The 26,768-nt window shown below is 42.8% G+C and carries 24 protein-coding genes; 1 reads left to right on the top strand and 23 read right to left on the bottom strand.

Annotation, left to right across the window (positions count from 1 at the left end):
* Window positions 1–37: 37 nt before the first annotated feature.
* The 21 genes from spoIIGA to DTOX_RS05005 all read right to left on the bottom strand — a co-directional run bounded on the left by spoIIGA (window position 38) and on the right by DTOX_RS05005 (window position 23,211).
* Window positions 38–955, bottom strand: coding sequence for a sigma-E processing peptidase SpoIIGA (gene spoIIGA / locus DTOX_RS05105; protein ID WP_015756666.1), 918 nt, complete (start codon window positions 953–955; stop codon window positions 38–40).
* 343 nt (window positions 956–1,298) lie between these two features.
* A complete protein-coding gene (ftsZ, locus tag DTOX_RS05100; protein ID WP_015756665.1) occupies window positions 1,299–2,360 on the bottom strand; it encodes a cell division protein FtsZ in 1,062 nt (353 codons plus the stop codon).
* 19 nt (window positions 2,361–2,379) lie between these two features.
* Window positions 2,380–3,597, bottom strand: coding sequence for a cell division protein FtsA (gene ftsA / locus DTOX_RS05095; RefSeq protein ID WP_015756664.1), 1,218 nt, complete (start codon window positions 3,595–3,597; stop codon window positions 2,380–2,382).
* Window positions 3,598–3,635: 38 nt separating this feature from the next.
* Window positions 3,636–4,013, bottom strand: coding sequence for a small basic family protein (locus DTOX_RS05090; RefSeq protein WP_015756663.1), 378 nt, complete (start codon window positions 4,011–4,013; stop codon window positions 3,636–3,638).
* 14 nt (window positions 4,014–4,027) lie between these two features.
* A complete protein-coding gene (locus DTOX_RS05085; RefSeq protein ID WP_015756662.1) occupies window positions 4,028–4,732 on the bottom strand; it encodes a DUF881 domain-containing protein in 705 nt (234 codons plus the stop codon).
* Window positions 4,725–5,456, bottom strand: a complete 732-nt coding sequence (locus DTOX_RS05080; RefSeq protein ID WP_015756661.1) for a DUF881 domain-containing protein — start codon at window positions 5,454–5,456, stop codon at window positions 4,725–4,727. The genes DTOX_RS05085 and DTOX_RS05080 overlap by 8 nt, the downstream gene beginning before the upstream one ends.
* A gap of 12 nt (window positions 5,457–5,468) precedes the next feature.
* Complete coding sequence (locus tag DTOX_RS05075; RefSeq protein WP_015756660.1) at window positions 5,469–6,206, bottom strand: cell division protein FtsQ/DivIB; 738 nt, start codon at window positions 6,204–6,206, stop codon at window positions 5,469–5,471.
* A gap of 230 nt (window positions 6,207–6,436) precedes the next feature.
* The gene (gene murA / locus DTOX_RS05070; RefSeq protein WP_015756659.1) at window positions 6,437–7,690 is read right to left on the bottom strand and encodes a UDP-N-acetylglucosamine 1-carboxyvinyltransferase; all 1,254 of its coding nucleotides are present in this window, start codon (window positions 7,688–7,690) and stop codon (window positions 6,437–6,439) included.
* A 9-nt stretch (window positions 7,691–7,699) separates the two neighbouring features.
* Window positions 7,700–8,614, bottom strand: a complete 915-nt coding sequence (gene murB / locus DTOX_RS05065) for a UDP-N-acetylmuramate dehydrogenase (protein WP_015756658.1) — start codon at window positions 8,612–8,614, stop codon at window positions 7,700–7,702.
* A gap of 3 nt (window positions 8,615–8,617) precedes the next feature.
* Window positions 8,618–9,994, bottom strand: coding sequence for a UDP-N-acetylmuramate--L-alanine ligase (gene murC / locus DTOX_RS05060; protein ID WP_015756657.1), 1,377 nt, complete (start codon window positions 9,992–9,994; stop codon window positions 8,618–8,620).
* Window positions 9,995–10,118: 124 nt separating this feature from the next.
* A complete protein-coding gene (gene murG / locus DTOX_RS05055; RefSeq protein WP_015756656.1) occupies window positions 10,119–11,219 on the bottom strand; it encodes an undecaprenyldiphospho-muramoylpentapeptide beta-N-acetylglucosaminyltransferase in 1,101 nt (366 codons plus the stop codon).
* 33 nt (window positions 11,220–11,252) lie between these two features.
* On the bottom strand, window positions 11,253–12,368 hold the full coding sequence (gene ftsW, locus DTOX_RS05050) for a putative lipid II flippase FtsW (RefSeq protein ID WP_015756655.1): 1,116 nt from the start codon (window positions 12,366–12,368) through the stop codon (window positions 11,253–11,255).
* A 6-nt stretch (window positions 12,369–12,374) separates the two neighbouring features.
* Window positions 12,375–13,724, bottom strand: a complete 1,350-nt coding sequence (murD, locus tag DTOX_RS05045) for a UDP-N-acetylmuramoyl-L-alanine--D-glutamate ligase (RefSeq protein WP_015756654.1) — start codon at window positions 13,722–13,724, stop codon at window positions 12,375–12,377.
* A 28-nt stretch (window positions 13,725–13,752) separates the two neighbouring features.
* Window positions 13,753–14,733 (bottom strand): phospho-N-acetylmuramoyl-pentapeptide-transferase, encoded by a 981-nt coding sequence (gene mraY / locus DTOX_RS05040; RefSeq protein ID WP_015756653.1) that lies wholly within the window; start codon window positions 14,731–14,733, stop codon window positions 13,753–13,755.
* A gap of 54 nt (window positions 14,734–14,787) precedes the next feature.
* Entirely contained in the window at window positions 14,788–16,161 is a 1,374-nt protein-coding gene (locus DTOX_RS05035) for a UDP-N-acetylmuramoyl-tripeptide--D-alanyl-D-alanine ligase (RefSeq protein ID WP_015756652.1), read from the bottom strand.
* Window positions 16,162–16,176: 15 nt separating this feature from the next.
* A complete protein-coding gene (locus DTOX_RS05030) occupies window positions 16,177–17,673 on the bottom strand; it encodes a UDP-N-acetylmuramoyl-L-alanyl-D-glutamate--2,6-diaminopimelate ligase (RefSeq protein WP_015756651.1) in 1,497 nt (498 codons plus the stop codon).
* Window positions 17,674–17,870: 197 nt separating this feature from the next.
* Window positions 17,871–19,997, bottom strand: coding sequence for a stage V sporulation protein D (locus DTOX_RS05025; protein WP_015756649.1), 2,127 nt, complete (start codon window positions 19,995–19,997; stop codon window positions 17,871–17,873).
* Window positions 19,998–20,028: 31 nt separating this feature from the next.
* Window positions 20,029–20,559 (bottom strand): cell division protein FtsL, encoded by a 531-nt coding sequence (gene ftsL2 / locus DTOX_RS05020; RefSeq protein WP_015756648.1) that lies wholly within the window; start codon window positions 20,557–20,559, stop codon window positions 20,029–20,031.
* Window positions 20,560–20,580: 21 nt separating this feature from the next.
* A complete protein-coding gene (rsmH, locus tag DTOX_RS05015) occupies window positions 20,581–21,516 on the bottom strand; it encodes a 16S rRNA (cytosine(1402)-N(4))-methyltransferase RsmH (RefSeq protein ID WP_015756647.1) in 936 nt (311 codons plus the stop codon).
* A gap of 68 nt (window positions 21,517–21,584) precedes the next feature.
* Entirely contained in the window at window positions 21,585–22,022 is a 438-nt protein-coding gene (gene mraZ / locus DTOX_RS05010) for a division/cell wall cluster transcriptional repressor MraZ (RefSeq protein WP_015756646.1), read from the bottom strand.
* 502 nt (window positions 22,023–22,524) lie between these two features.
* Window positions 22,525–23,211 carry a TIGR00266 family protein gene (locus DTOX_RS05005; RefSeq protein WP_015756645.1) on the bottom strand — a complete coding sequence of 229 codons (687 nt, stop codon included), beginning with the start codon at window positions 23,209–23,211 and terminating at the stop codon, window positions 22,525–22,527.
* A 252-nt stretch (window positions 23,212–23,463) separates the two neighbouring features.
* On the opposite strand from DTOX_RS05005, the gene DTOX_RS05000 reads away from it, so the two are divergent.
* A complete protein-coding gene (locus DTOX_RS05000) occupies window positions 23,464–24,597 on the top strand; it encodes an IS630 family transposase (protein ID WP_015756644.1) in 1,134 nt (377 codons plus the stop codon).
* Between the two features lie 191 nt (window positions 24,598–24,788).
* Here the strand turns inward: DTOX_RS05000 and DTOX_RS04995 are convergent, their stop codons facing one another.
* Together DTOX_RS04995 and DTOX_RS04990 are read right to left on the bottom strand one after the other, a co-directional pair.
* Window positions 24,789–26,003, bottom strand: a complete 1,215-nt coding sequence (locus DTOX_RS04995) for an ABC transporter permease (RefSeq protein WP_015756643.1) — start codon at window positions 26,001–26,003, stop codon at window positions 24,789–24,791.
* Window positions 26,000–26,755, bottom strand: a complete 756-nt coding sequence (locus DTOX_RS04990) for an ABC transporter ATP-binding protein (RefSeq protein WP_015756642.1) — start codon at window positions 26,753–26,755, stop codon at window positions 26,000–26,002. The genes DTOX_RS04995 and DTOX_RS04990 overlap by 4 nt, the downstream gene beginning before the upstream one ends.
* Window positions 26,756–26,768: the final 13 nt, after the last annotated feature.

Raw genomic sequence — 26,768 nt, 5'->3', positions numbered from 1 at the left:
AGCCTATTCCCTCCTATCTATATAAATCTATATTTTTTTATGCTGCGTGTTCATCCATAATTAAAGGGTGGAGAAGTGCATGATATGAGTCATTCGCATCCAACCGCCCCGGATAAATTCCTACAACTACTTTGCGAACCAGTTTTTTTCTGTCATCTGCTCCAGTAATGATTTCATCTGGACGAAAACCCAACAATAAGCCATCAGATCGACCAAGGGATTGAAAAGGTATTAAACGAAATCTTTCGGACCATTTATTTCCTGACAAAGTATCATGCAGCAAGGCAAAATCAGACAAATTGTCTTTATCAAATAAGTTTTGTATAGGTGGGGGTAAAAGTTCCTTAATTGCTTTATATTCAACAATAATTACCGGGTGCTGACTCAGCGGATCCGTTAAGCTGTTCCCGGTATCCACAAGAGCCTCCAATTCAACACTGCTGCCCCAGAGTCTTACCAGTAAAGAAGCCTTACAAGTATCTTGAAAGGCCTTTTTTCGAGCCAGCTCAAAGATTTTTCCCATTATCCAGGCCACAACCAGAGCAAGAGCTATGCCATAACCAAAATACTCTTTTGAAGGGCTGCCCAGACCACTGTTAAAAAAGCTGTTTCCACTGCGTAAAAAATACATGCACCCTAAAACAACACCACCCAAAATAAACGATGATAAATAAAAATAAGCCAGCACCTGAAAAAAACGTTTTAGCCGCAGTGGCGCAAAAGCAATGAAAACCATTAACACTGATACGGTAAATTTACAACTTACTGTAAGCAGGCTGTTCCAGCGAGGAAGAAAGAGCGCCAGAGTATAAAGACTTCCCAAACCGGCCCCGGCAAACAAACGCCATTTGGCAATATTTATTCTACCAAAACGGGCGGTAGACCACAAAATTGCATAATTCATTACCAGGTTTCCCAACATCACCTGATCCAGGTAAACCACATAAGCCGGCATGTCACACACCCCCCGAAAAGAAAGTCGCCACAAGCGACTTCCAAGCAGCCGCAGGCACTCGTACTCGTTGGAAATTATGTAGTATTAGTTTTAACTCATCCGCAAATCCATCATAAGCATAATTTCCTAGAGTATAAAAACCGGGCATACAACTATATAATATTTATATTAAAAACCGGTTTTTTTATAACCTGGTTTATTGACTTCAAAAAAATAACAACCCTGGTCTTATTATACAATGACCGGGTTGTTATTTTTGTCGTTATAGATAATTAAAATATTATTTTCCTTAAAGTTTTTTCTTGTTTTTTATTTTTTATTAGATTTAATTAGTTATAAAAAACTATTTTCTGCGCAAAAATGCCGGAATATCCAAATCATCAGTAGAGAAGGATTTTACCTCTATTTTTTTCTTTTTAGCGCTGTCAAATATGTTTTTGCGGTTTTCGATTCTCTGGTCAAAACCTGTGGCGATAACAGTTACACGAACTTCTTCTTCCAACCGATCATCTATAACTGCGCCAAAAATAATATTGGCTTCCTGATCCGCAGCTTGGGATATAATCTCTGCAGCCTCATGGACTTCAAATAATCCCAATGAAGTTCCTCCGGTGATATTTAAAAGAACACCTCTGGCACCTTCAATTGAGGTTTCCAACAGTGGACTGGAAATAGCTTTCCGGGCAGCTTCAGACGCACGGTTATCACCGGAGGAACTGCCAATACCCATCAAGGCAGAACCGGTTTCACGCATAATAGTTTTTACATCTGCAAAATCCAGGTTTATCAAACCGGGAACCGCGATCAAATCGGAAATACCCTGTACACCCTGTCTTAAAACATCATCGGCAATTCTGAAAGCTTCAACAATAGTAGTGTTTTTCTCTATTACCTGTAACAAACGGTCATTAGGAATAGTAATCAAGGTGTCCACATTATTTTTCAGTGACTCTATACCGGATTCTGCCTGAGTCATGCGCTTTCTTCCCTCAAAAGTGAAAGGCTTTGTCACTACACCAACCGTTAAAGCACCAAGCTCTTTAGCAATTTCAGCTACTACAGGCGCTGCCCCGGTACCTGTCCCACCACCCATACCGGCAGTAACAAAAATCATATCTGACCCTTTTAACGCCTGCATAATCTCATCGCGACTCTCTTCCGCAGCTTTCTGGCCAATATCCGGATTTGCACCCGCTCCCAATCCTTTGGTCAATTTAGTACCGATTTGAATTTTCGTACTTGTCTGTGCATACTGCAAAGCTTGTGCGTCAGTATTAACTGAAACAAATTCAACGCCTTTTAAACCCGCTACAATCATCCGGTTTACAGCGTTATTTCCGCCGCCTCCCACCCCAATTACTTTTATATTGGCAAATTGTTCAATATTCATTTCAAAATCGAGCATTTTGCGCTTTCCCCCCATGCTATTTTTTAACTGCCCATAATTTTATTTTTTCCAACCAGCCGGTTCCAAGAATATTTGAAGTATCTGGCTTGGCAGGCAATAAACTCTGATTTTCCCGGAATCTAATTAATCCTATTACTCCCAAACTCACAGCCTCGGTACTAGTTCCTGCATCTAAATATGCATCTGGACCTGTCACCCGAACCGGCATATCTAAATGCTTTTCAGCATAATCAACCAAACCAGCCAACTTGGCTCCACCGCCGCCAAAAACAAACCCTGTTTTTATTAACCCCTCACAGTTATATATTTCTATATTTTTTTTGATTAAGTCTAAAATCTCATTTATTCTGGCCTCAATAATATCAAGAATCAGGCGAGCTGATACTCTCTTTAATTCAGAACCACTCTTGACTTCTATTTCCTCTGCTAGATTCCTTACCGGTGTTAAACCCAGCTCAAGCTTCAGGTACTCGGCGGCGGTATAAGATATGCCCAAACCAAAGACCAAATCACCGGTTATATAATTACTGCCTACAGGTAAGACCACTACATCCTGTAAAAAGCCATGAGAGTATACAACAATAGCTGTGGTTTGCCCGCCTATATCCACATAAACCGAACCGAATTCTTTCTCCGTAGCATTCAAAACCGCATCAGCCGATGCCAGTGAACCTAATATCACTTCCTTTACCTTTATGCCCGCAAGCTTTAGTAGCATAAGCAGATTATCTAGCGCTTCAGTATTCATTGATATAACAATTGCCTCTATAGAAAAACATTTTCCAGATAAATCAAGAGGTTCTTTAACCAATTGATTATCTATATAAAAACCTGTTGGGACAACATGTATTATCCTGTTGTTTTCCCTGGCTGCCAAAGCTTTCAGCATTTGGAAAACAAAACATATATCTTCCTCCGATATCCTGTGTGCTGTTTCAGAAAAAACATGCTTGAAATTTTGCCGTGTTATATATAATTCATGGTTGGCCATGCCAACATGCACCACATACGGCCGACCACCGGTAGAATGCTGAACAGCTTCAACAATATTACGAAAAAATCTAATAGCTAATTCATTATCACCAATTCTACCTTTTCGCCAGCTTATAGAGGATTCCTCATGATAACCTAGAATACTTAACCTCCCGGCGTGGCTCAGCTTCCCAACCCCACACACTGTTTTTGTTGAACCGATCTCCAAAGCCATAATTAATTGATCGTTATATTTTAACACAAAGGTACCCCCGCATAACTTTACTTAAAATGTAAAATTCAACGCGAAAGCCTGTTTTCCTCTTTTATAACATAAGATCGTTTAAGTAAGTGACGCCGAATAATAGCCAGATTCTGAAATAATCTTACTCCAAAAGCCACTACCGCAGCCAGATAAAGTTCGATACCCAGCCTTTCCCCGATAAAAGCCAAACCGGCTGCCAAGAGTGCATTGCTGAAAAAACCGGTGAGAAAAATTCCATTATCAAATTTATCTTCCATAGCCGATCTAATACCGCCTAAAACTGAATCCAAAGCAGCCAGAACAGCGACCGACATATAATGAGCATATATTGACGGTAAAATTAACGGAACATTAAGGCCAATCATAACCCCCAAAAACAAACCGAGAACGGCCAACCAAACACCCAGCCACATTATATCCACCTCCATTAAATCGGTTTAGCATAATCAAAACGATTTCTTCCGGCATAAGCCGGTATATTAATTTGTTCTTTCTTTTCCAAAGACACTTTTATCCCCATACTTCTAAGGTACTCTACTACACCACCGCTGATTTCCAAACTGCTGCTTAATATATCCTTGTCACCAATGGCCTCAATGCGGTAAGGCGGCAGCACTCTGGTTAAATTAACATTAATAAAGGTACCTGCTAACCTTATTTCGCTGGTAGCTATTACGCGCACACCGTTAATACTTATCGCCTCTGCTCCGGCACCACGCAGTTCATTAAGAACTTTTAATATGTCGTCATCACGAACAGCAAATAAATTCTCAGCCGGGCTTTGTGCACCTGCTTTTCCATTATCCAGGACTATTTCTACGCCTGTCCCTTTAACCGGCAACATACCTGCCATCATCTTTACTTTGTTTAACTCACTGCTAATAGCCTGCAGTGCCTGCGCCTGCCCTTTATTGGCCTGGTTTAGCTTATTCGTTAAATCCTCCGCTTCTTGCTGCAATGCATCTCTTTCCTTTTCCAACTGTCTCATTTCCACTGATAATTCCTGTGCCCGGTCAAAAGGGACCCCTGCATTTTTGTTTTGACTGGCAACGGTGCTGCGAAACTGGATAGCCAGCATCAAGCCAAGAACTACCGAGACAACAGCAATAGAAAGAAACCTGGTTTTATTCACTAGTCTGTCCATCCCCTTTCAAGCTTACGGCGGATTGGGCATATTTATAACTTACTGTACCGGAATAAGCATCAATGACCACCCTATCCTGTTTCTCTACATTAACTTGAATACCCCAAATCTTTAAGGATTCAATAACGCCACCCCTCATTTTTAATGCGTTTTCCATAGTAACGGGATCACCAATAGCATATATTGTAAAAGGAGGGGCTAAACGTTTGGTCTTATTAACCAGAATAGTGGGACCAACACAGCGCACCTCTGTGGTAGCAAGTAATCTCTGGTCATTTATAGAAATAGCTTCTGCACCGGAAGATTTTAATTCATTGAGCACCTTAAGTACATCCTCATCATGCAATACATATAAATTAGGATTTTCATCAGGCTGCAAAGCAACATTACTGTCATTTAAAGTTACCCTTACACCCCTACCGGCGACATTCGATACCCCTGCTTCTATTCTGGCTGCCTCAAGCTTGCTTTTTTGCTCGGAAAGTTGTGGACCCTGAGCCATTTGGTCTAAATCCTTACGAAGTTTTTCTACTTTCAATTTCAGTCCTTCCCTATCCGATCTGACCTTTTCCAGTTGTGTCGAAATTTCCTTAGCGCGCTGCACAGGAACATTCATTTTTACTTGCTGGGTTGCCCTGAATTGTATGGTTAGCAGCAAACCCATGATAACACCCACCAGTACAATTACCCACTGAACATCCTTTTTCCCCAAAACTTACACCCCTTACCTGTCACTATACTTGACGACTGGTTTACCATAATAAGTAAGTTCGATATATTCTATTTTCTTGCCTTGAGGCTGTAACTCCTGCAGAACATTTAGCAACATTTGACTTTTTTCTTTTATTTTTTCGGGCAAACCTAAACGGCATTGAATGCCTTCCAACATATAAAGTTGAATAGATCCTTCCTCATCTATATGTATTTCTGATAGTTTAGGCAAAATCTCTTGCGGCAATTCACAAACTACATTTATCAACGTAGAAAGTTTTTCCGATTCTATTTTTTTTCCGATACCGGGAAAATTAATTGATGCACCGGTAAGAACAGGCAGCTTCGTATTAGCGACATTAGCCGTGCGCAAAAAAACACCCTCATCATCCACTTCGGCAAAACCGTCTTTAATCTGTAAAACTCCCACAGCCTTTCTTTCTTCCACTTTAATATTCACAGTTGCAGGGAGTTGCCTTGCAATATTAACATTTTTTACAAGCGGCAAAAGCTGTATTTTATTTTGAGCTGACTTTAAATCAAGTTTAAAAATGTTTTGACCGGAACTAATACCGGAAACATTAATAATTTTCTCGGAGGGAATAGAAGTACCTTCTACTGAAATTTGCCGCACTTCAAATAATGGCGATTTAAAAAGTATAAACACAGCCACCAGAACCATAAGGATAAAGAAAATACTTTCTGTCATGTTGTTTTTTTTTCTTCTTATTGGGTGGTAACCGTTAGTCAAGTTCTCCACTCCCAGTCAAAAAACATTAAGTCAGTGTTAGAATACTATTATGTGAAATCTGTACAATTTTGTCATACTGTTTTTATTATACCTGACATGGATTAACTTGTCCAAACTAAAAACTTAAAAACTATCATACACCATAAATTAATCACTTAATTATTCTATCTTTAATCGACAGTAATCTTTATAAAACCCTTCTTGTCCTCCTATAAACCAAAAAAGAGTCACTAATCGTGAACTCTGACAATGTTTGCTCCCAGGGATGAGTATTTACTTTCCAGGCTCTCATAACCACGCTCAATATGCATAACTTTTTCTATAACAGACCCGTTATCCGCTGCCAATGCCGCCAGAACAAGTGCCGCACCGGCTCTCAGGTCGGTGGCTTCGACACAGGCACCGCTGAGGCATTTAACCCCTTTAACAATGGCGGTCTGTCCTTCTACACGAATGTCAGCCCCCATCCGGCGCAATTCTGCTACATGCTTGTAGCGGTTTTCAAAAACTGTCTCAGTCACAATGCCTGTACCGGAGGCTATGCACATCAAAACCATTAACTGCGGCTGCATATCGGTTGGAAATCCCGGATATGGCATGGTCTTTATGTCTACCGGAACAGGTCGCCTGTCACAGCAAACTCTTATACTGTCCTCTCTTACATATACCGGTATACCCGCTTCCTTTAATTTAGCCGTTACAGGTTCCATATGATCAGGTATTATATTTTCTATAGTTATATCCCCACGTGTAACAGCCGCTGCTACCATATGCGTACCCGCCTCAATTCTGTCAGGAATAACCTTATGCTGTCCGGCTTTAAGCAGCTTGACACCTCTTATTTTTATCGTATCAGATCCGGCTCCTCTGACATCAGCTCCGATACTATTGAGAAACTTCTGCAAATCAACAATTTCCGGCTCTCTGGCCGCATTGCGAATCACAGTCTGTCCTTTAGCAAATACAGCAGCCATCATTATATTCTCTGTTGCTCCCACGCTGGGCACGTCAAGATGTATTTCCGCTCCTACCAGTTCATCTGCCTCTGCAATAATATAGCCATGCTTTTCAGTGGTTACCGCCCCTAAAGCTTGAATTCCTTTAATGTGTAAATCCATAGGCCTGGTCCCAATTTGGCAGCCTCCCGGATAGGCCATTTCTACCCTGCCAAACCTGCTCAAAAGTGGTCCCAACACCAGGTTTGAAGCTCTCATGCGGCGCATGAGAATTTCTGATATCTTTTTGCTCTTTATATTTTTGCTGTCAATAGTCATGACATTGCCTTCCCAGGCTACATTACCACCCAGGTAACGCAACAACTCCTGCATTACCATAATATCACGCAACCTGGGAATGCCGTAAACAGTGTTTACTTCCCCATTTAATAAGCAGGCGGCTAATATAGGCAGGGAAGCATTTTTGGAACCGCTCACCTGTACAGTTCCTTCCAGTCGCCTGCCACCAGAAATTTTATATTTCGCCACAACATCACCTCACCTAAGAAACCTGCCCAGCACCCTGATTTCTTTCTTAAGTCTAATACCAAATCTTTTTTCCACCATACGTTGCACCCTTTCAATGAGTTGCAATATGTCTTCAGCTGTTGCGCTGCCCAAATTGATTATAAAATTAGCGTGTTTTTCAGAGACTTGAGCGTCACCGACTCTTAAACCCTTTGCTCCCGACTCTTCTATCAGCTTGCCGGCTGAATAACCAGGAGGATTCCTGAAGACGCTGCCGGCATTAGGGTAATTTAAAGGTTGACTGGACCGTCGCTTTTCTCCCATATCCTTCATATCATCTTTTATTTGTTTTTCATCCCTGAGATAACCCTCTAAAACACCTTCAGTAACTATCAGGCCTGATTCCTGCAGACTGCTGCTGCGGTAATCAAAAATAATATTCTCTTGCTCTTGACAGCTTACCTGACCATTCTGATTAATTAGAGAAACTCTTTTCAGGACTTGACTGATAGATTTTCCGTAAGCCCCGGCATTCATTACCACTGCCCCGCCAAGCGTGCCCGGGATACCGGCCATAAATTCCAACCCCCCCACACCCGCCGCTCCTGCCGCTGCGGCAATGCGGGATAATTTAGCCCCTGCCCCCGCCATTATAGTCTCATTATCAATTTCTATATCAGACAAACCTTTGCCTATTTTAAGCACCATGCCCTTTATACCATAGTCGGACACCAGTAAATTACTGCCATTCCCGATAACGGTTAACGGAATTTTTTTATCCCGGGCGTATTCACAGGCTGTCTTAATATCAACCATTCCCGATGGCTCCACTAATACCTCCGCCGGTCCTCCGACACGCCAGCTGGTATGCCTGCTCATAGGCTCATTATATTTTAGCTGACCAGACAATACTTGCTCCAAATCATTGAAAATTGTCTCAGTCATAGATTAATTCCCTTTCAATCTTAATACTAGTTCAACACCCGCCGATTGAATATTTCCCGCGCCCATAGTTAAAACTAAATCACCATGTTTTACAATAGTTTCCAGACAATCAGTAATTTGCTCAATTCCCGGCTGGTAAATTACCTCACGACCAGTATTTTTTTGCACCGCTGCAACAATCAGCCCGGCATGCACACCCTCAATTGGCTTCTCCCCAGCGCTGTATATATCGCTGACAATCACAACATCCGCATCACCAAAGGCCTCCCCAAACTGCTCATACAAGTGCTGAGTTCTACTATATCGATGTGGTTGAAAAACCGCTATTATACGTCCTGCGTGAGCCTGCCTGGCCGCCTTCAAAGTAGCTCTGATTTCACTGGGGTGGTGGGCATAATCATCTACTACCTGCACTTCTTTTTCTATGCCAATCAACTGGAAACGCCTCTGCGCTCCTTTAAAAGTGCTCAATGCCTCAGCTATCTTGTCAAAATCCAAACCTATATGCCTGCCAACCGCTACTACTGCCAGGGCGTTTGAAATATTATGCAGACCTGGCACCAGCAACTCCAAAATACCTAATAAAGTACCGTTTTCATATACTTCCACTTTTGATTTTGGCCCGTCAGTAATCATATTTCGTATTGTGTAATCCGCGTCTGTGCTCTTTACGCTATAGGTTTTACAAGGCCGTTTTAATTGAGTGCTCATATGTTTTAACTGCCGGTCATCAGTACATAGCACAGCCATACCATCAGATGGTATTTTCCTGATAAACTTACTAAAGGCCTCTGTGATTTTTTCTTCAGTCTTATAGTAATCCAGGTGATCATTTTCGATATTTGTTACAACAATAATATTGGGCCTCAATAGTAAGAAAGACCCGTCACTTTCATCCGCCTCGGCAACCAGATACTGCCCGTAACCCAGTTTTGCGTTTCCGCCTATATCAGTCAATTCACCTCCGATTAATACTGTCGGGTCTAGATTGTTTTTGACCAGGGTTAAGGCAATCATTGAAGTGGTGGTTGTTTTACCATGTGCTCCGGCTATAGCTATACCGGTCTGCCTATCCATCATACGAGCCAGCATCTCACCCCTGTGAATGACCGGTACACCTTTATGCAAAGCAAATTGCCATTCCGGATTGTTGCTGGGAATTGCAGAAGATATAACAATTAGCTCAGCATCACCGATATTTTCTGCATTATGACCGGCATAGCAAACTGCACCTAACTCTTCCAAGCGTTCAGTAATATGAGAAAGCTTTTGATCAGAACCGGTAACCGTGTATCCCAGTTCCAACAAAATTTGCGCGACGGCACTCATACCTGCACCACCTATGCCAATGAAGTGAATTTTTTTCGGTATCGGTTGCACTTAGGTTCATCCCCCTCCAAACACCGGATAACAGCACAAGGTTAATAAAAATATACAATATCCTATTCACTGCATACTGTATGTGTTACAAAAGCTTGTCCTCCGGTAAAATAAAATTTTTTACTTAAATAATCTCTTCAATACAATCTAAAATTTCTTCCAAAGCTGTTGGATGCCCCTGCTTTTTGCTGGCTTCAGACATTTTATTCAGCCTTGACGGGTTGGCTAAAAGCTCCTTAACCTTTTCATATAACGCTTCACCGCTTAACTCCCGGTCCAAGATCATTTCCGCCGCGTCACGTTTGACCAGGGCTCGTGCATTATGCTCCTGGTGGTTTTCCGAAGCGTAAGGATAAGGTATTAGTATCCCGGGTAGTCCTCTTGCAGTAAGTTCAGCCAGAGTAGCCGCACCAGCCCGGCAAATAACTAAATCAGCAGCGGCTAAAGCTTCCGGCATATTATACAAATAGGGCACAGCTGTAATATTTCCATGATTATCCATACATATACTTTTATTTGCTTCGATAAACTCATCATAACCTCTGGGACCTGTAATATGTAAAATATGCACCCCAGGGTCATTAGAAAAATTGCTCATGAGGACCGGCACAGCCTGATTAATACTACGCGCACCCTGACTTCCCCCAAAACTTAGGAGAAATTTGATTTCTGGAGACAATTTCAGGCTGGCACGGGCTTTCTCCCTGTCAACTGCCAGTATTTCCGTACGTACCGGCAAGCCGGTAAGCTTTAATTTGGCACGTTTTGGAAAATATTTAAATGATTCAGAAAAGGTAACCGCTACACGATCGGCAAAGCGCGAAAGAATCCGGTTAGTTATACCGGGAAAAGCGTTTTGCTCGTGAATCAACGTAGGTATTTTTAACAAAGCTGCCGCCAATACAACCGGACCGCATACATAACCACCCGTGCCTACAACCACACGGGGAGAAAAATCACGCAGCAACTTTGCAGCTCTGAGCATTCCTCCAGTAACCTTCCAGGGTACAGTCAGGTTATGTAAAGACATTTTGCGTTTTAATCCCACTGCAGTAATAGCAGAAAAAGAAATACAGGCCTTGGGCACCAAATCAGACTCCAAACCAGACTCTGTTCCAATATACAATAATTCGGCTTGCCTGTGCCTGTCTTTTATGCCCCTGGCAACAGCCAGAGCAGGATAAATATGGCCACCCGTACCTCCTCCGGTAATTACAACCCGCATGGATTCACCCCTGCTTTATCTTATGATATATAATCATCTTGAAGTAGTATACCTGGAAATATTTAATATAATGCCTACACCTATAAGAGTAAAGATCAAGGATGTGCCTCCATAACTGATAAATGGCAGGGTAATTCCTGTCACCGGCAGTGATCCTGTTACCACACCCATATTAATGATGGCCTGCAGTGCTATTCCTAAAGTCAAACCCGCTGCCGTTAAGCTGGCAAAAGGATCCGGAGAATCTATGGCAATTTTCAAGCCCCGCCAAACAAACATGCCGAATAGAAGTATTACCAGACAGGCACCGATAAAACCCAGCTCTTCACCAACCGCAGCAAAAATAAAATCAGTATGCTGCTCAGGCACATAGAGCAATTTAGAATGTCTTCCCTGTCCCAAGCCGGTGCCGAAAAATCCGCCCGAGCCAAGTGCCAGGAGTCCCTGAATAATGTGAAAACCGTCTCCTTGAGGATCTGCCCAAGGATCCCAAAAAGCTAAAAATCTCTTCATCCTATATGGTTCAAAATATATGGCTAAAGCCACTGCCATTATTCCCGCGCCTGACAGGGCGGCCATGTTGCTTAACCTGGCTCCGGCAGCAAAGAACATAAACACAATAGTTCCGGCCAAAGTAGACGCAGTCCCTAAATCAGGCTGAAGCAGGATCAAGCCGCTGGCCCCCGCCATCATCATCAAGTACGGTAATAAGCCCCTGGTAAAACTTTTTATCTGATGACCTTTTTGAGATAAGCCATGAGCAGTAAAAATAATCAAACACATTTTCACCAATTCAGAAGGTTGAAATGTCCACAAACCAATGCCAATCCAACGCCTGGCTCCGTGTGACACGACTCCGATACCCGGGATTAAAACTAAAATCAGCAGCACAAAGGCAGCTATAGCAATTTTATTGGTATGCTTTTTAAATCTCCAGTAATCGTATTTTACTATCAATCCCATAATCAACAAGCCCGCTACGGCAAACATAAGCTGCTTTTTAAAAAAATAGAAGGGATCGTGGTTATAGTACTCTCTGACCAAAGCAGTGTATTCACTGGCACTGAATACCATAACCACCCCGATACCTAATAACATAAGTACCGTTATGAACAGCAGAAAATCGGGAGGCCGCTTTCTTCCCCTCATGTTCACTTAACACCTCAAATCCTTAACAATCTCCTTAAAAAGCCTGCCTCTCTCCTCATAATTCTTGAACATATCCCAACTGGCGCACGCAGGAGACAGCAGCACTACATCACCGCTGCGGGCAGTTTGCGCAGCCAGCTTTACCGCACTTATAAAATCAGTCGCCTGAATAACATTGCCGAAACCAACAGCTTGCGCCGCTTCCAGCAGTTCCTGAGCACACTCGCCCAACACCACCATTGTTCTTACCTTCTCCTTGGCTGCCTGCATAAATTCTTTAAAATCACTGCCTTTATTCCTGCCCCCGGCAATTAAAACAATAGGCTGACTATAGGCCTGCAATCCCTTGACAGCGGCATCTGGGTTGGTTCCCTTGGAATCATTGATATAGCGAACACCGTTAATCTCCGCCACAAATTCCAGCCGGTGTTCCACACCGGGAAAAGTTTTCAAAGTATTAGCCAGTACTTGCCGACCAACTCCCAAAACAAATCCGGCAGCTACAGATGCCAAAGCGTTTTCCAGGTTATGAGCCCCCGGTATCTTAACTTCATCGACCCGGCAGATAGCTGTTTCATCGCCATCTAACGCTGCTATTATCTCCTCGTTACGAACGAAAACCCCTCTATCTAAAATATGTTTGCGGCTAAAAAATATGACCCTGCCCGGCACTTTAACTGCCAGTGAAGCTGTCAAAGAATCATCATAATTTAGAACAGTGTAATCAGAGGACAGCTGCTGCTTATAAATATTTGCTTTGGCCTGCGCATAGTTTTGCATGGTAGCATGCCGGTCAAGGTGATCAGGCGTAATGTTGAGGATTACAGCAACATTAGGACGGAAATGCACGGTAGTCTCTAATTGAAAGCTGGATACTTCAGCCACAATAATGTCACCAGGACCATATTTTTCTACCTCAGTAACCAAAGGCAAGCCGATATTACCGGCTACCAATGTTTTTATACCATTATTTCTAAATATTTCACCGATCAGGGAAGTAGTTGTGGTTTTTCCATTCGTACCGGTGATAGCCACAACAGGAGCTTTAATAAAACGAGCGGCTAATTCCAATTCACCTATAACCTCAATACCCAAGCTATGAGCCTTAACAACCGGGTGAACACTGAGCGGAACACCGGGACTAACCACAACTAAGTCATAATCATTATCAGAAAACTCCGGATATCGCCCCAGAACAGGCACCACACCAATTTGCTCAATTTGCTTTTGCAACTCAACAGAGTAATTCTGATCAGTTATCACAATCTCAGCATTTTTCGTCTTTAAAAAACGGGCAACGGCCAGACCGCTTTTTCCGGCTCCCACAACCAGTACCTTTTTGTTTTCCAGTTCCATGATAATCTTAAACCTCCACTTTACTGCTTCAGTCCCAAAGCAAAGATAAATCTACCGCCATTCCTGCCAGACCAAAAACTGCGAAAATAACTGTGACCAACCAGAAGGTGAGCACTATTCTAACTTCAGACCAGTTGCTCAGTTCAAAATGATGGTGCAGCGGACTCATTTTAAACACACGCTTACCAGTTAATTTAAAGGAAATCACCTGAATAATTACTGATAGAGCTTCGACTAGAAAAATTATCCCCACAATTAGAAAAATCAGTTCACTGCGTGTTAATACAGCGGCCGCTGCCAGGGATCCGCCCAAGGCAAGCGAACCGGTGTCACCCATAAATACCCTGGCCGGATAATTATTATACCAGAGAAAACCCAAACAACCACCGACAACTGCTGCCATGATCAGGGCAATACCCGGCTTGCCTGTGGTCATGGCTATGACCACATAGGCAAAGGCAACCAGTGCACTTGTTCCTGCAGCCAAACCGTCAAGGCCATCTGTCAGATTAACCGCATTAACCATACCTACAATCAAAAATACCGCAAAAACAAAGTAGAACAACCACCCAAAATCAAAGGTTGTTCCGCTAAAAGGCAAGGCCAGATCAGTACCTCTGCCGAAATGGAATACTGCAAACCAAACCAGAATAATAGCAAGTACAAACTGTCCTAATAATTTTTCCCTGGCTCTTAAACCCAGGGATCTTTTTAAAACAACCTTTATGTAATCATCTAAAAAACCAATTAAGCCAAATCCCAAAGTAATACCTAATAACATCATACCTTCCGCAGACTTATTGCCCAGCCATAGCCCTGCCACAACAACCCCCAGCAAAAACATTATCCCACCCATAGTCGGTGTACCAGCTTTTTTTAAGTGCCTCTGCGGCCCGTCATCACGAATCTGCTGGCCGAACTTCAAACGACGCAGCAGTGGAATAACTACAGGCCCGGAAAAAAGAGTCACTGCCAGGGATACACCAAGAGCCTCCCATATTATATTCATAAACCCCCCCACCTTAAACCGCCGGCATATAAAAAATAAACCCGAGGTTATAACTTACTGCGCTAAATAACTCACAACTTCCTCCATATGCATTCCCCGTGAGCCTTTAACCAGGATCACATCTTCCTTTTTACACAATTCACCCAGGCAATCACAGGCTCTCTGCTTATCTTCATAAACAAATATTCTGTCAGCAGGCATACCTGCATTTTTTGCACCTACAGCAATTTGCCGGGCCAATTCTCCCACTGTCACCAGATATTCGGTTCCTGCTGCAAAAGCCGCTCTGCCCACCTCACGATGGCCCTCTACCGCCCTGCAGCCCAATTCAAACATACTGCCTAAAACTGCAATCTTTCTTCGGTTATGTCCCAAATCCGCCAGTGTTGTCAAAGCAGCTTTAGAGGAGTCAGGGTTAGCGTTATACACATCATTTATCACCGTTATGCCATTAATTTTTATTATTTCCATTCTCATACCAGTTAAAACCACTTCCGCCAAACCTGCTTTGATTTCCGGCAAAGAAAGGCCCAGTTCCAGACCCACTCCTACAGCTGCCAGAGAATTTATAATATTATGCCGACCTGGTATCGGAAGGAAGATATCCTCCTGCCCACGGGATGTGATTACAGTAAATTTACTCCCATTACTGCCGGTTTGAATATCGCAGGCTCTAATATCCAGCTGTGGTTCTGTTCCGTAAAATAATACCTTACCGGCAGTAAGCCCCGCCAATTGCCTGGTCAAAGAACTGTTTCCGCTCAGCAAGGCAAACCCCTGCGGCCCAATATGCTGAAGCATCTCGCCTTTGGCGGCAGCAATATTCTCCCGGGAACCAAGCAGTTCCAGGTGGGCTTCGCCTATACAGGTTATTACAGCGCCAGTTGGTCTGGCCAGTTGGCAAAGAAAATCAATTTCCCCCCTGCCTCGCATGGCCATTTCCACAACTGCTGTCTGGTGTGAACTATCCATAGACAACAGAGTTAAAGGCAAACCGATTTCGTTATTGTAGTTACCGCTGGTTTTTAAAGTTTTATATCGCACACCCAAAACACTTGCTATCATATCCTTGGTAGAGGTTTTACCATTACTGCCGGTAACGCCAATGACAGGAATATTAAAAAGCTGCCTGTTATAACGGGCCAGAGCCTGCAGGGCTTTTAAACTGTCCTGCACTTGCAATACTGCAGTACCGGAATTTACAGCGGACAAAACCCGGCTTACAACAACCGCCGCTGCTTGCTTAGCTTTACCTTGTTCGACAAAATCATTGGCATCATAATTTTCTCCTTTTAAGGCAAAGAACAATTCTCCCGGCTTTAACCTGCGTGTATCAGTGCAAACAGAGGAAACTTCATTAACTGAGCCTTTCTGCACTTGTCTGGCTCCAATAACCCCGGCAATCTCATCTAAAGACATGGTTTTCATACTTTCCTCCAATATCTAAGTGACAGGCAGCGAGAAAAGTTCCCTTAGAGCTTGCCGGACTTCCTCCCTGTCGTCAAACGCATAACGAACGTCACCTATTATTTGATAGGTCTCGTGACCCTTTCCGGCAATAATCACTACATCACCTGAAGCAGCTTGAGCCAGAGCTGCTTTTATAGCCGCTCTCCGATCGCTTATAATGGTGTAATAATCTCTTTCCACCACTCTGCTGATCCCAACAAGAATGTCCAAAATAATCCTATCCGCGTCCTCGCGGCGAGGATTATCAGAGGTAACAATCGTGAAATCACTGAGTCTGCCGCTTATCTCTCCCATTAACGGTCGCTTAGTGCGGTCACGATCACCACCACAGCCAAAAACATTAATTAGTTTACCGGCAGTGAACTCACGGGCCGTATTCAGGATATTTCTTAAACCGTCAGGTGTGTGGGCGTAATCAACAATAACTGCAAAATCCTGACCCTCGTCCACCAGCTCAAAACGTCCGGGAACACCTTTTACTCCTTCCAGAGCATGCTTAATAACTTGAGGTGAAAAACCGGAAACCATCCCTACAGAGTAAGCGGCCAACGCATTATAAACATTGAACTTACCTGTCAAGTTTAAATTAATTGTTACCTTTCCCTGCCGGCTGGCTACAGTGAAAGAAGCACCATCCGCTCTGACCGTAATATTCTCCGCTATTATATCAGCCTTTTTGACCATACCATAAGTGATTACCTGGCCCCCGCTAAGCCTTGTAAGCCTGGCCGCAGCCTCGTCATCAGCATTGATAATCGCATACTTGGCACCGTTCTTACCGCCATCACCTTGCAAGCCGGAAAACAGAATACTCTTGGCAGCCAGGTAATCTTCCATATTCTCATGAAAATCCAGGTGATCTTGAGTCAAATTTGTAAACACAGCGATATCAAACTCACACCCATCTACCCTGTGCAGATTTAGGGCATGCGAAGACACCTCCATGGCCACCACCTCAACCCCTGCCTTCAGCATAGCTGATAAAAGAGATTGCAAATCAGTGGATTCAGGCGTTGTATGCTTAACCTCAAAGATTTCTTCACCAATCAGGTTGTAACAAGTCCCGATTAACCCGGTTCTATGGCCCGCAGCACGGTATACTGATTCAATTAAGTGAGCGGTAGTTGTTTTACCGTTGGTTCCGGTCACACCAATCATTTTCAGCCGGCGCGAGGGATAGTTATAAAACCTGGCTGATAAAAGAGCCAGGGCCTTTCTGCTGTCAGGTACTCTTGCCCAGGCAATATAATCAGGCAAAATCATATCTTTTTGCAAAATCACTGCCACTGCACCGTTATTTACTGCATCTAATATATAATCATGGCCATCAGTTTGAAAACCCTCCACAGCCACAAACAAAAAGCCTGGGTTAGCCTGCCTTGAATCATAGGCAATACCGGTAAGCTGTATTTCCGAATTACCGCCTGCCGATAAAACTTCTACAGATTGTAAAATTTCTCCAAAAAGCAAAACCAGCCCCCCTTAAACATATTTTACCCGCCCCATAATCATCATGAGCGGCCTCTGTTGACTTTTATCTAAAAGCTTTTAGCTATATATTATTCCCATAATAGCATAATCTAACCTGGCAAAACATTTTACATTATACACCAAAAACTCAGACATCCCCGCAAAGGAAGCAGTCTGAGTCACAGGTTTCTTCCTTATTATTCATCCGGTGCCGCAAAATCTATTTTTATCACAGTTCCGGCAGTAACCTTATTGCCAGGTGCCACACTCTGTTCTGCTGCCAGTCCGGTTCCCTGCGATTCTAATTTTAGACCCAACTTATCGAGCAGATTGCCGGCTTCCTTGATACTAAGACCTCTTAAATCAGGCATAATTATTACAGAAGGATCCTTCTGTTCTTGTGCGTCAAGGTTAAGCAGTACTGTCGTGCCGTTGAGCACTTCCGCTCCCCCACCGGGTGTTTGACTGCCAACCATATCACCGCTGCCGCTGGTTTTAAAGGCTAAACCACGGCCTCTCAGAACTTCCTGAGCCTGCTCCAGAGGGTAGTTAACAACATTTGGCACACTTACCCTTATTTCGGGCTCTTCATAAAATACCAGCGGATCTTTAGGTTTTTTAATCCCGGGGCGTTCCGGCACCCCCATATACCTTAATGTATTCTGAACTACTTCTTTATATATAGGTGTAGCTACCTGGCTGCCGTAATAAGCAGTGGTCTGCGGCTCGCTGACTACCACCAAACAGACAACCTGCGGGTCATCTACCGGGGAAAAGCCCACAAAAGAGGCAACATATTTACCGCTTACATAACCGCCCCTCTCACCAACTACTTGAGCCGTACCTGTCTTACCACCGGTACCGTAACCTTCTACAAAAGCATTAGCGCCTGAACCGTTCATTACGACTCCTTCCAAAAGATGCCTGACCTCTTGAGAAGTTGCTTTGGATATGACCTGGCGTATTTTTTCCGGCTCAAAGGTTTTAACAACCTTTCCCTCACTGTCAGTTATTGATTTAACCAGTTGTGGTTTCATTAGTGTGCCGCCGTTAACGGCACCGCAAACCGCAGTAATCAATTGTATGGGAGTAACCGCTACAGACTGGCCAATAGATATGGTAGCAAGGTTTAGAGTAGTTGCTTTTTCCTCCGGTATGAGTATGCCATTGGCTTCGCCCGGCAAATTTAAATTAGTTAACTCACCGAAACCAAAAGCCTTAATGTACTTATAGAAGCGCTCTTTGCCCAGTTCCAAACCTACTTCAATAAAGCCAGGGTTGCAAGAATTAGCGACAACATCGGCAAAAGTCTCAAAGCCATGCCCCCCGGCTTTCCAGCATTTAATAATTCGGTCTGCAACTTTAATGAAACCGGGATCATTAAAAGTATCGCTTTCTTTTACCGTCCCCTCTTCCAGAGCAGCAGACATGGTAATAATCTTGAATGTCGAGCCAGGTTCATAATTATACCAGATAGCCGGGTTTCTGTCCCAGGAAGTCTGTGGCGCGCTTGACCAGTCATTGGAATTAAAAGTAGGTCGACAACCCATTGCCAGTATCTCTGCTGTCTTAGGATTCATTACTACAATTACGGCATTTTTCGGGCTATATTCACTCACTACCTTATCCAGTTCTCTCTCTACAAAATACTGAATACTCTGATCGATTGTCAGTATAATATTATGTCCCTGCCGGGGTGCGTAATATTTATGCATAGCCTGGGGAACAGTGTTGCCGGCTGCGTCATGCTCAACAACTACCCGGCCCGGTACCCCTTTTAATTCTTGATCATAAGCTTTCTCTATGCCCATCAAACCCTGGTTGTCGATTCCGGTAAATCCCAGAACTTGAGGCGCCAGAGTGTCATGCAAGTAATAACGCCTGCTCTCTTCGGCAAAGCCTATTCCCTGCAGCTTCATTTTTTTAAGTTCCTGTGATGCTTCAAAATCTATTCGCTTGCGGGATACCCATTCAAAGGCTGATTTTTTGGTTAGGATCTTATATATCTTTTCCTCATCCATTTTAAGATAAGGGGCAAGTTTTTTAGCAACTTCCGCCGGTTTTTCTATTTGCTTGGGAATAGCATAAACAGAGTCCGTACTGATGCTGGTAACCAGTTCATTTCCGTTGCGATCATATACTGATCCACGCTTTGCCTCAACCGGTACATCAGTGGTACGCATTTCAAAGGATTTGCGGCTCAGATCACCACCTTTGACAAATTGCAACCAGGCTAAACGAAAAATTAAAAAGAGCAAAAAAGCAGCTATCAGGAGAAAGAGTATGGTAATCCTTTTTCTAACCGTTATATTAGTCGTGCGCATGGACTCCTCCCCCACCCTTGCCGAATTCAATCTAGCAAGCTTTCACATGTTGTTCCAGATAACTGACTAATTGGGTTATCGCCTCTATTACCCAGCTGGACTTTTCCGGGTCGACATTTTCCTCATCTATTGCCGGATCCGTATTCACCTGCGCTTGAACCGGTGACTGCACCTGATTTTGTTTGGTTAACGGGGCATCTACCAGTACAATGTCCCTGCCAGGCGCAACCATGCCCAGTTTTTGTGTCGCCATTGCCTCTACCCGGTCCAAAGAAGAAAGCCTGGTGATTTCAACCTGCATATCTTGACTGTCGTTTTGAATCTCGGCTATTTCTTTTTTCATCTTGCTCATCTTATAGCCCATGGTGAAAATTTGCGCACAATAAAAGGAGATTACTGCTCCGGTTAAAAAGGCGGCCAATACTAAACTTGTAAAGACAAAACACTGGCTTCTGGATATACAAAAATGTTTTTTAGACCTTGTTGGCGGCTGCTGCAGCGTTTCCATCTGATCGTTTTCGGTAGGGTTAAGTTTTTCCGCAAGATTTTGCGTTACTACCAAGGTATTCACCTCTCATTTTTTTTAGAACCTTTCCGCTATGCGAAGTTTAGCGCTGCGGGCCCGGGGATTGTCCTTCAATTCAGTTTCCGTTGGTACCAACGGTTTACCGGTAATTATTTTCAGTTCTTTTTGCTTACCGCACAAGCAAACCGGCAGCCTGGGAGGACATATGCAACCTTTTGCCACACTCTTAAATACTTCTTTTACCAGGCGGTCTTCCAGTGAATGAAAAGTTATTACACAAATACGACCACCGGTCCTTAAAAACTTAATGCCATCCCTTAAGGCTTGCTGCAATATCTCCAGTTCTCTGTTGACTGCTATACGTAAAGCCTGAAAGGTTCGTTTAGCCGGGTGCGGTCCGTCGCGGCGGGCACCGGCAGGTATGGCTTTCTTAATTATTTGCACCAACTGGCCGGTAGTGCAAATATTCTTATGCCGCCTTTCTTCAATAATAAACCCGGCAATTCTGGAGGCCCATCTCTCTTCACCGTAGCTTTGAATAATCTCCGCAAGTTTCTCCTGTGATAGGCTGTTGACCAGATCTCCCGCCGTTATGCCGCTCTGAGGGTTCATCCGCATGTCCAGCGGAGCCTCATGCATGTAGCTGAAACCACGTGAGGGGTTATCTAATTGATAGGAGGAAACTCCTAAATCATACAGTATACCATCCACACTCTCGATATTCAGGGAAGACAACACTGAGGCAATTTCAGAAAAGTTCCTACCCACTGTTTTGACCAGCGCCCCGTATACAGCCAGGCGTTCTGAAGCGGCCGCCAGTGCTTCCGGATCCTGATCCAGGCCTATTAATAACCCTCTGCCATCAAGTTTTTGAGCAATTGCACTGCTGTGACCCGCACCACCCAGCGTACAGTCCACATAAATGCCTCCGGGCCTTATATTTAAACCGTCAATTACCTCCGCCAGCATTACCGGTTTATGTGAAAAATTCATTTTAATACACCTCTTGCCGCCTATAAATAATATGTATTATTACCACCCGGAGTAAAGTTAACCCGGCATTAAAAACCCAAATCAAAATCAACGATTTTTTCTGCTATTTCTTCCACTGAGACCGCAGTTTCATTGCTATAGGCTTCCCACTCGGCTTTTGACCATATTTCAACCCTCGATGAAACTCCAATAACAACCACATCCTTAACTAATTTTGCATGCTCCCGCAAGTTGTTAGGAATTAGTATTCTACCCTGTTTGTCTATCTCACACTCACTGGCACCTGAAAATATAAACCTTGCCAATGCGCGCGCATCTTTACGAGTAAAAGGCAGGGAACGCATTTTTTGCTCTAAAACTGACCATTCTTGTAAAGGATAAAGGGCCAGACAGCCTTCAAGGCCTTTGGTCATGACAAAACGCTCGCCCAGTTCTTCCCGAAAGCGAGCGGGAATAATCATTCTTCCCTTATTGTCTATGGTGTGCTGGTGCTCACCCATGAACATAGCATACCACTCCCACCATTGGCTTCACTATTAACCACTTTCCACCACTTTAATCCACTTTATTTTAATTCTATTTCACTTCGCATTCTCCTGCATTTGTTTTTTAAAAAAATTAAAGCTTGCCTCTGCTTCAAGGCCGAAAAAACATATTTTATACAACATATCGTGTCATAATAAATTCACCAATCAACAATTTGTGTTTTGAAATTATTTACAAGGATCAGGCTAAATATTTTTTATATGTCAGCAGGGAATTATTAGTTCACTTCATTTACAAAACACCAAAATACAATGCTATAAATTATTTCATAAAAAGGGGCGTTGAAAATGACACATTTGCGGTATACCTTAACTTATTCACAAGTCCGAAATAAGCATAATTTACCAGGTCATAAAAAAATGAGGCAGGAGATTCTCCTGCCTCACAAATCACATCCATTATTCAAAATAATATTATTTTCACAACAATAACATTACAGGTTGATCAAAATATATAAGTTAGCTAATTACTGCCGCGAGTAGGAATGAACTGTCTGATCCAGTGACCGAAACCCTTTGGATTCCTGGTTTGAATAATAACAGGACCCGGCCCCCGGAACCGGCACACCGCAACTTCCCCGGAAGTAAAAGTGGATATCCAGCCCTTGGAAGCCTTTTCAACAGTATAACTCATATATTCCGGCCAGGCTACCAGGTGACCGTTATCCACAACCACCTCTTCTCCCTTTTCCAGGTTAATTACATGGATACCACCGTAGGAACTCAAAAAAACGATTCCCTGTCCGCTGACTTTTAAAACAAAAAAGCCTTCGCCGGAAAATATCCCCTGAGCCAGATTCTGCATTTTAGCTGAAACCTGTAGATCCCTGGAACCGGCAAAAAAACCATCCTTTTGCACCACCAGACTATAAGAACCGTCCAACTCCACATCAATAATATCGCCAGGTGCCGACGGTGCCAGCAAGGCCTTTCCCGGTCCCCTTTTGGCAGTGAGAGTTTGAAAAAAGAAACTTTCTCCCGCAACCATGCGCGCCAGTCCGCCCATTATACCACCATCCATCTTACCTTCCACATCCAGGGTATCAGACATAGAAACCATGGCGTCTGATTCCGCTTTAATTGACTCCCCATGCTGCAGTTCAACTTCCAACAAGGGAAAAGCACCAGGGTATAAAATTTTATGCTTCACTAATAAACCACCCCTTTAAATTTTTTCAAATTAATCAATTCCTAAAACAAAGTGAAAACTTGTCCAATTATATAACCACTCTGCCTATTTCTTTTTAAAACATCAACAACAGAATACAAGAAAGGAACTATCTAAATAAAAAGGATAGTTCCTTTCCAATAACCTAGTAGAGCAATTCTTAATTATCATTGAACCACAAATCGGCATGGTATATAATTTCCTATAATACATAACAGGTGGGGAGACCAAACTATGCCATTCATAAGTCAAAGAGCAAAATTAGATTTGACAACAGAAGAAATAAATAGATTAGAAAAAATTATACATTCAAGAACAGAAAGTGTGAGTCATATTGAACGGGCTAAAATGTTTCTCTTGTATCATCAAGGAGAAACAATAGCTTCAATTGGTAGAATATTAGAGACTAACCGTGCAAAAGTAGAACGACATATAGATAAAATTTTACAATTTGGCTTAGATATAGCACTCAATGATCTTCCTCGTTCAGGCAGGCCGGATACAATAACCAAAGAAGATAAAGCGTGGCTTGTTTCTCTTGCTTGCCAAAAACCTAAGGAATTTGGATATAGCTATGAATTATGGACAACAGATTTATTAGCCAAACATGCACGAAATCATTGTGTAGAAAATGGCCATCCAACCCTGCAAAATCTAGCAAAAGGTACAGTATCAAAAATACTTTCAGCAAACAAAGTTAAGCCACATAAAATTAAATATTACTTGGAAAAAAGGGATCCAGAATTTGAACAAAAAATGGCTAACGTGTTATATGTCTATAAAGAAGTTGAAATGGTATCAAAAAATGATGAACAATCAATGTATGCTTATATATCATATGATGAAAAACCCGGTATTCAAGCTATAGAAAATATTGCTCCGGATCTTTCTCCTTCTCCTGGAACGTATTCATGTCTTGCTCGTGATTATGAATATGTTCGCCATGGTACACTTAGTCTCATGGCCGGTATTGATTTGGTAACAGGTCATATCTTAGCTCAAGTAGAAGACCGCCATCGTAGTATTGAGTTTGTAGAGTTTCTAAAAATGATAAGTGAGTACTACAAAGATATAGAGAAAATAGTAATTATATTGGACAACCACTCCGCTCATATTTCAAAAGAAACAAGGGCTTATCTTAGTACTGTCCCAAATCGTTTTGAATTTGTTTTTACACCAAAACATGGATCCTGGTTGAACTTAATTGAATCATTTTTTGGCAAAATGGCTAAATCAATGCTGAGGGCTATTAGGGTAAAAACTAAAGAAGAATTAAAAGATAGAATTTACAAATATATAAAAGAAATTAATGATTGTCCTACTGTTTACCGCTGGAAGTACAAAATGGATGATATTGAAATAATTTAAATTATTAGTAGAAATTATATTATTTAACTAGCTTATTGATATGTTAATTAGGAATCGTTCTACTAGTCTTGACAGAAGTCTGAAAACATACACTCTTTCTATAAAAAGAAACAGACAATATATCTGCATATCTCTCTATATAACACTTTATTACCTATCAATATACATGAATATTTATATTATGTCCACCCTTACTTTTCAAATCGCAGCGCTTCTATCGGGTCAAGCTCCGCCGCTCTTTTGGCCGGGTAAAAGCCGAAAAATATTCCTATAGCAGCTGAAAAACCGGCTGAAATTAATACAGAGGTCATTGTAACGCTGGTTGTCCAACCCAACAACTTTGAAACCAAATTAGAACCGGCAATACCGATAATGATCCCCGCCAGCCCCCCGATCAGGCACAGCACCAGTGCTTCCACCAGAAACTGGTTTCTTATATTGCTCTGAGTAGCACCCACTGCCATACGTAAACCTATTTCCCTGGTTCTCTCGGTTACGGATACCAGCATTATATTCATTATACCTATACCCCCCACCAGCAGTGAAACAGCGGCTACGCTGGCCAGCAGGAGTGTCATTATATTGGTAGCACTCTCAGCGGTCTCCAGAACTGAAGTCAGGTTGCGCACATTAAAATCATCCTGCTGATGATTCAGCCGATGCCTGTTTCTCAATAAGTCTTCTACACTTGCTTGAACATAACTCATACTCTCAGGTGTTTCTGTTTGTACATTAATTAAACGTACATTCTTTACTCCCAGGAGCTTGATCTGCGCGGTAGTTATCGGTATAAAAATTACATTGTCCTGATCCTGCCCACCCATTGAAGCTCCTTTAGAAGCCAGCACGCCAACTACTGTAAATGTGAGTTTATTAATCCTGATTGTCGTCCCAACCGGGTCTATATCAACCGGGTAGAGATTATCCACTACTGTTTTTCCCAGCACTGCCACCATGGAACTCGACTTAACGTCATCCGCTGTAAAAAATGACCCGGAAGAAGCGGATAAGTCTTTGATAAGCTGCATTTCAGGAGTTGTTCCATCAGCTTCAGCCGTCCATGTCTGACTGCCATAAGTGGCAGTAACACCGGTTGAAAGCTCGGGAGCTGTATTAGATACCAGGTTCAATTCAGCAATAGCATTCGCATCATCCAGAGTAAGTGTGTTTACATTGCCCCCGGAGCCCCTTACCGGTCCACTTCCCGCACCGGGAAAAACCATTAAGAGATTAGAACCCATACTTGAAATCTGGGCTGAAATCTTTTTACTGGCACCCTGTCCCACGGAAACCATAATAATCACTGCTGAAACACCTATAATTATTCCCAACATAGTTAAAGCTGATCTTAATTTATTAGCTTTCAAACCATTCAAAGCAACTTCTAAGTTATTGAATAGATTCACTCTTCTACCTCCGTTTCCTGCAGGAAGGCATTGAGATCTCTGCTTGCGTTTCTGCGGTTGCTTATGGTTTTGTCTTCAATTACTCGGCCGTCCTTTAACACCACCAACCTCTGACAATAGGAGGCTATTTCCTTTTCGTGAGTTACTATAACCAGGGTAATACCCTTTTCCTCGTTTAGCCTCTGCAATACCGCAATTATTTCAAGGCTGGTTTTTGAATCCAAAGCACCGGTCGGTTCATCCGCTAAAATCAAGGAGGGATTATTGACTAAGGCCCTGGCAATAGCCACTCTTTGCTGTTGTCCACCCGACATTTGAGTCGGATAATGGTTATGATACTTACTCAAACCTACCCAGTTCAGGGCTTCTTGTGCACTGGCAGCCATAATCCTTTTTTCCGTTCCTGCATAGATATGAGGCAACTGCACATTATCTATAACCTTTACTCTACCCAAAAGATTAAAGCCTTGAAAAACAAAGCCAATTCTTTTATTGCGAATCGCGGCCAACCTGTCTTTGTCCAGTTTTGAGACATCTTCCCCGTCCAGAAAGTAAGACCCTTCCGTCGGTTTGTCCAGGCAACCTATAATATTAAGCATAGTGCTTTTCCCTGAACCGGAAGAACCCATTATTGCCACCATTTCACCGACAGCTACAGTTAAACTAACACCCTGTAGAGCAAAGATTCGAGTTTCTCCCATATCGTATATTTTTTTTATGTTTACCAACTCTATAACTTTTTGATCCGGCATACAAAACACCGCC

Source organism: Desulfofarcimen acetoxidans DSM 771, assembly GCF_000024205.1.
GTDB classification, from domain to species: domain Bacteria; phylum Bacillota; class Desulfotomaculia; order Desulfotomaculales; family Desulfofarciminaceae; genus Desulfofarcimen; species Desulfofarcimen acetoxidans.
Note: the sequence above shows the minus strand (reverse complement) of the source record. Positions and strands in the feature narration are given on the sequence as shown.

What these genes read in the sequence shown, in the direction of transcription:
- spoIIGA (WP_015756666.1), bottom strand. Translation starts at nt 955, where the DNA reads ATGCCGGCTTATGTGGTTTACCTGGATCAGGTGATGTTGGGAAACCTG.
- ftsZ (WP_015756665.1), bottom strand. Translation starts at nt 2,360, where the DNA reads ATGCTCGATTTTGAAATGAATATTGAACAATTTGCCAATATAAAAGTA.
- DTOX_RS05090 (WP_015756663.1), bottom strand. Translation starts at nt 4,013, where the DNA reads ATGTGGCTGGGTGTTTGGTTGGCCGTTCTCGGTTTGTTTTTGGGGGTT.
- murB (WP_015756658.1), bottom strand. Translation starts at nt 8,614, where the DNA reads ATGACTGAGACAATTTTCAATGATTTGGAGCAAGTATTGTCTGGTCAG.
- murG (WP_015756656.1), bottom strand. Translation starts at nt 11,219, where the DNA reads ATGCGGGTTGTAATTACCGGAGGAGGTACGGGTGGCCATATTTATCCT.
- ftsW (WP_015756655.1), bottom strand. Translation starts at nt 12,368, where the DNA reads ATGAGGGGAAGAAAGCGGCCTCCCGATTTTCTGCTGTTCATAACGGTA.
- murD (WP_015756654.1), bottom strand. Translation starts at nt 13,724, where the DNA reads ATGGAACTGGAAAACAAAAAGGTACTGGTTGTGGGAGCCGGAAAAAGC.
- mraY (WP_015756653.1), bottom strand. Translation starts at nt 14,733, where the DNA reads ATGAATATAATATGGGAGGCTCTTGGTGTATCCCTGGCAGTGACTCTT.
- DTOX_RS05035 (WP_015756652.1), bottom strand. Translation starts at nt 16,161, where the DNA reads ATGAAAACCATGTCTTTAGATGAGATTGCCGGGGTTATTGGAGCCAGA.
- DTOX_RS05025 (WP_015756649.1), bottom strand. Translation starts at nt 19,997, where the DNA reads ATGCGCACGACTAATATAACGGTTAGAAAAAGGATTACCATACTCTTT.
- rsmH (WP_015756647.1), bottom strand. Translation starts at nt 21,516, where the DNA reads ATGAATTTTTCACATAAACCGGTAATGCTGGCGGAGGTAATTGACGGT.
- mraZ (WP_015756646.1), bottom strand. Translation starts at nt 22,022, where the DNA reads ATGTTCATGGGTGAGCACCAGCACACCATAGACAATAAGGGAAGAATG.
- DTOX_RS05000 (WP_015756644.1), top strand. Translation starts at nt 23,464, where the DNA reads ATGCCATTCATAAGTCAAAGAGCAAAATTAGATTTGACAACAGAAGAA.
- DTOX_RS04990 (WP_015756642.1), bottom strand. Translation starts at nt 26,755, where the DNA reads ATGCCGGATCAAAAAGTTATAGAGTTGGTAAACATAAAAAAAATATAC.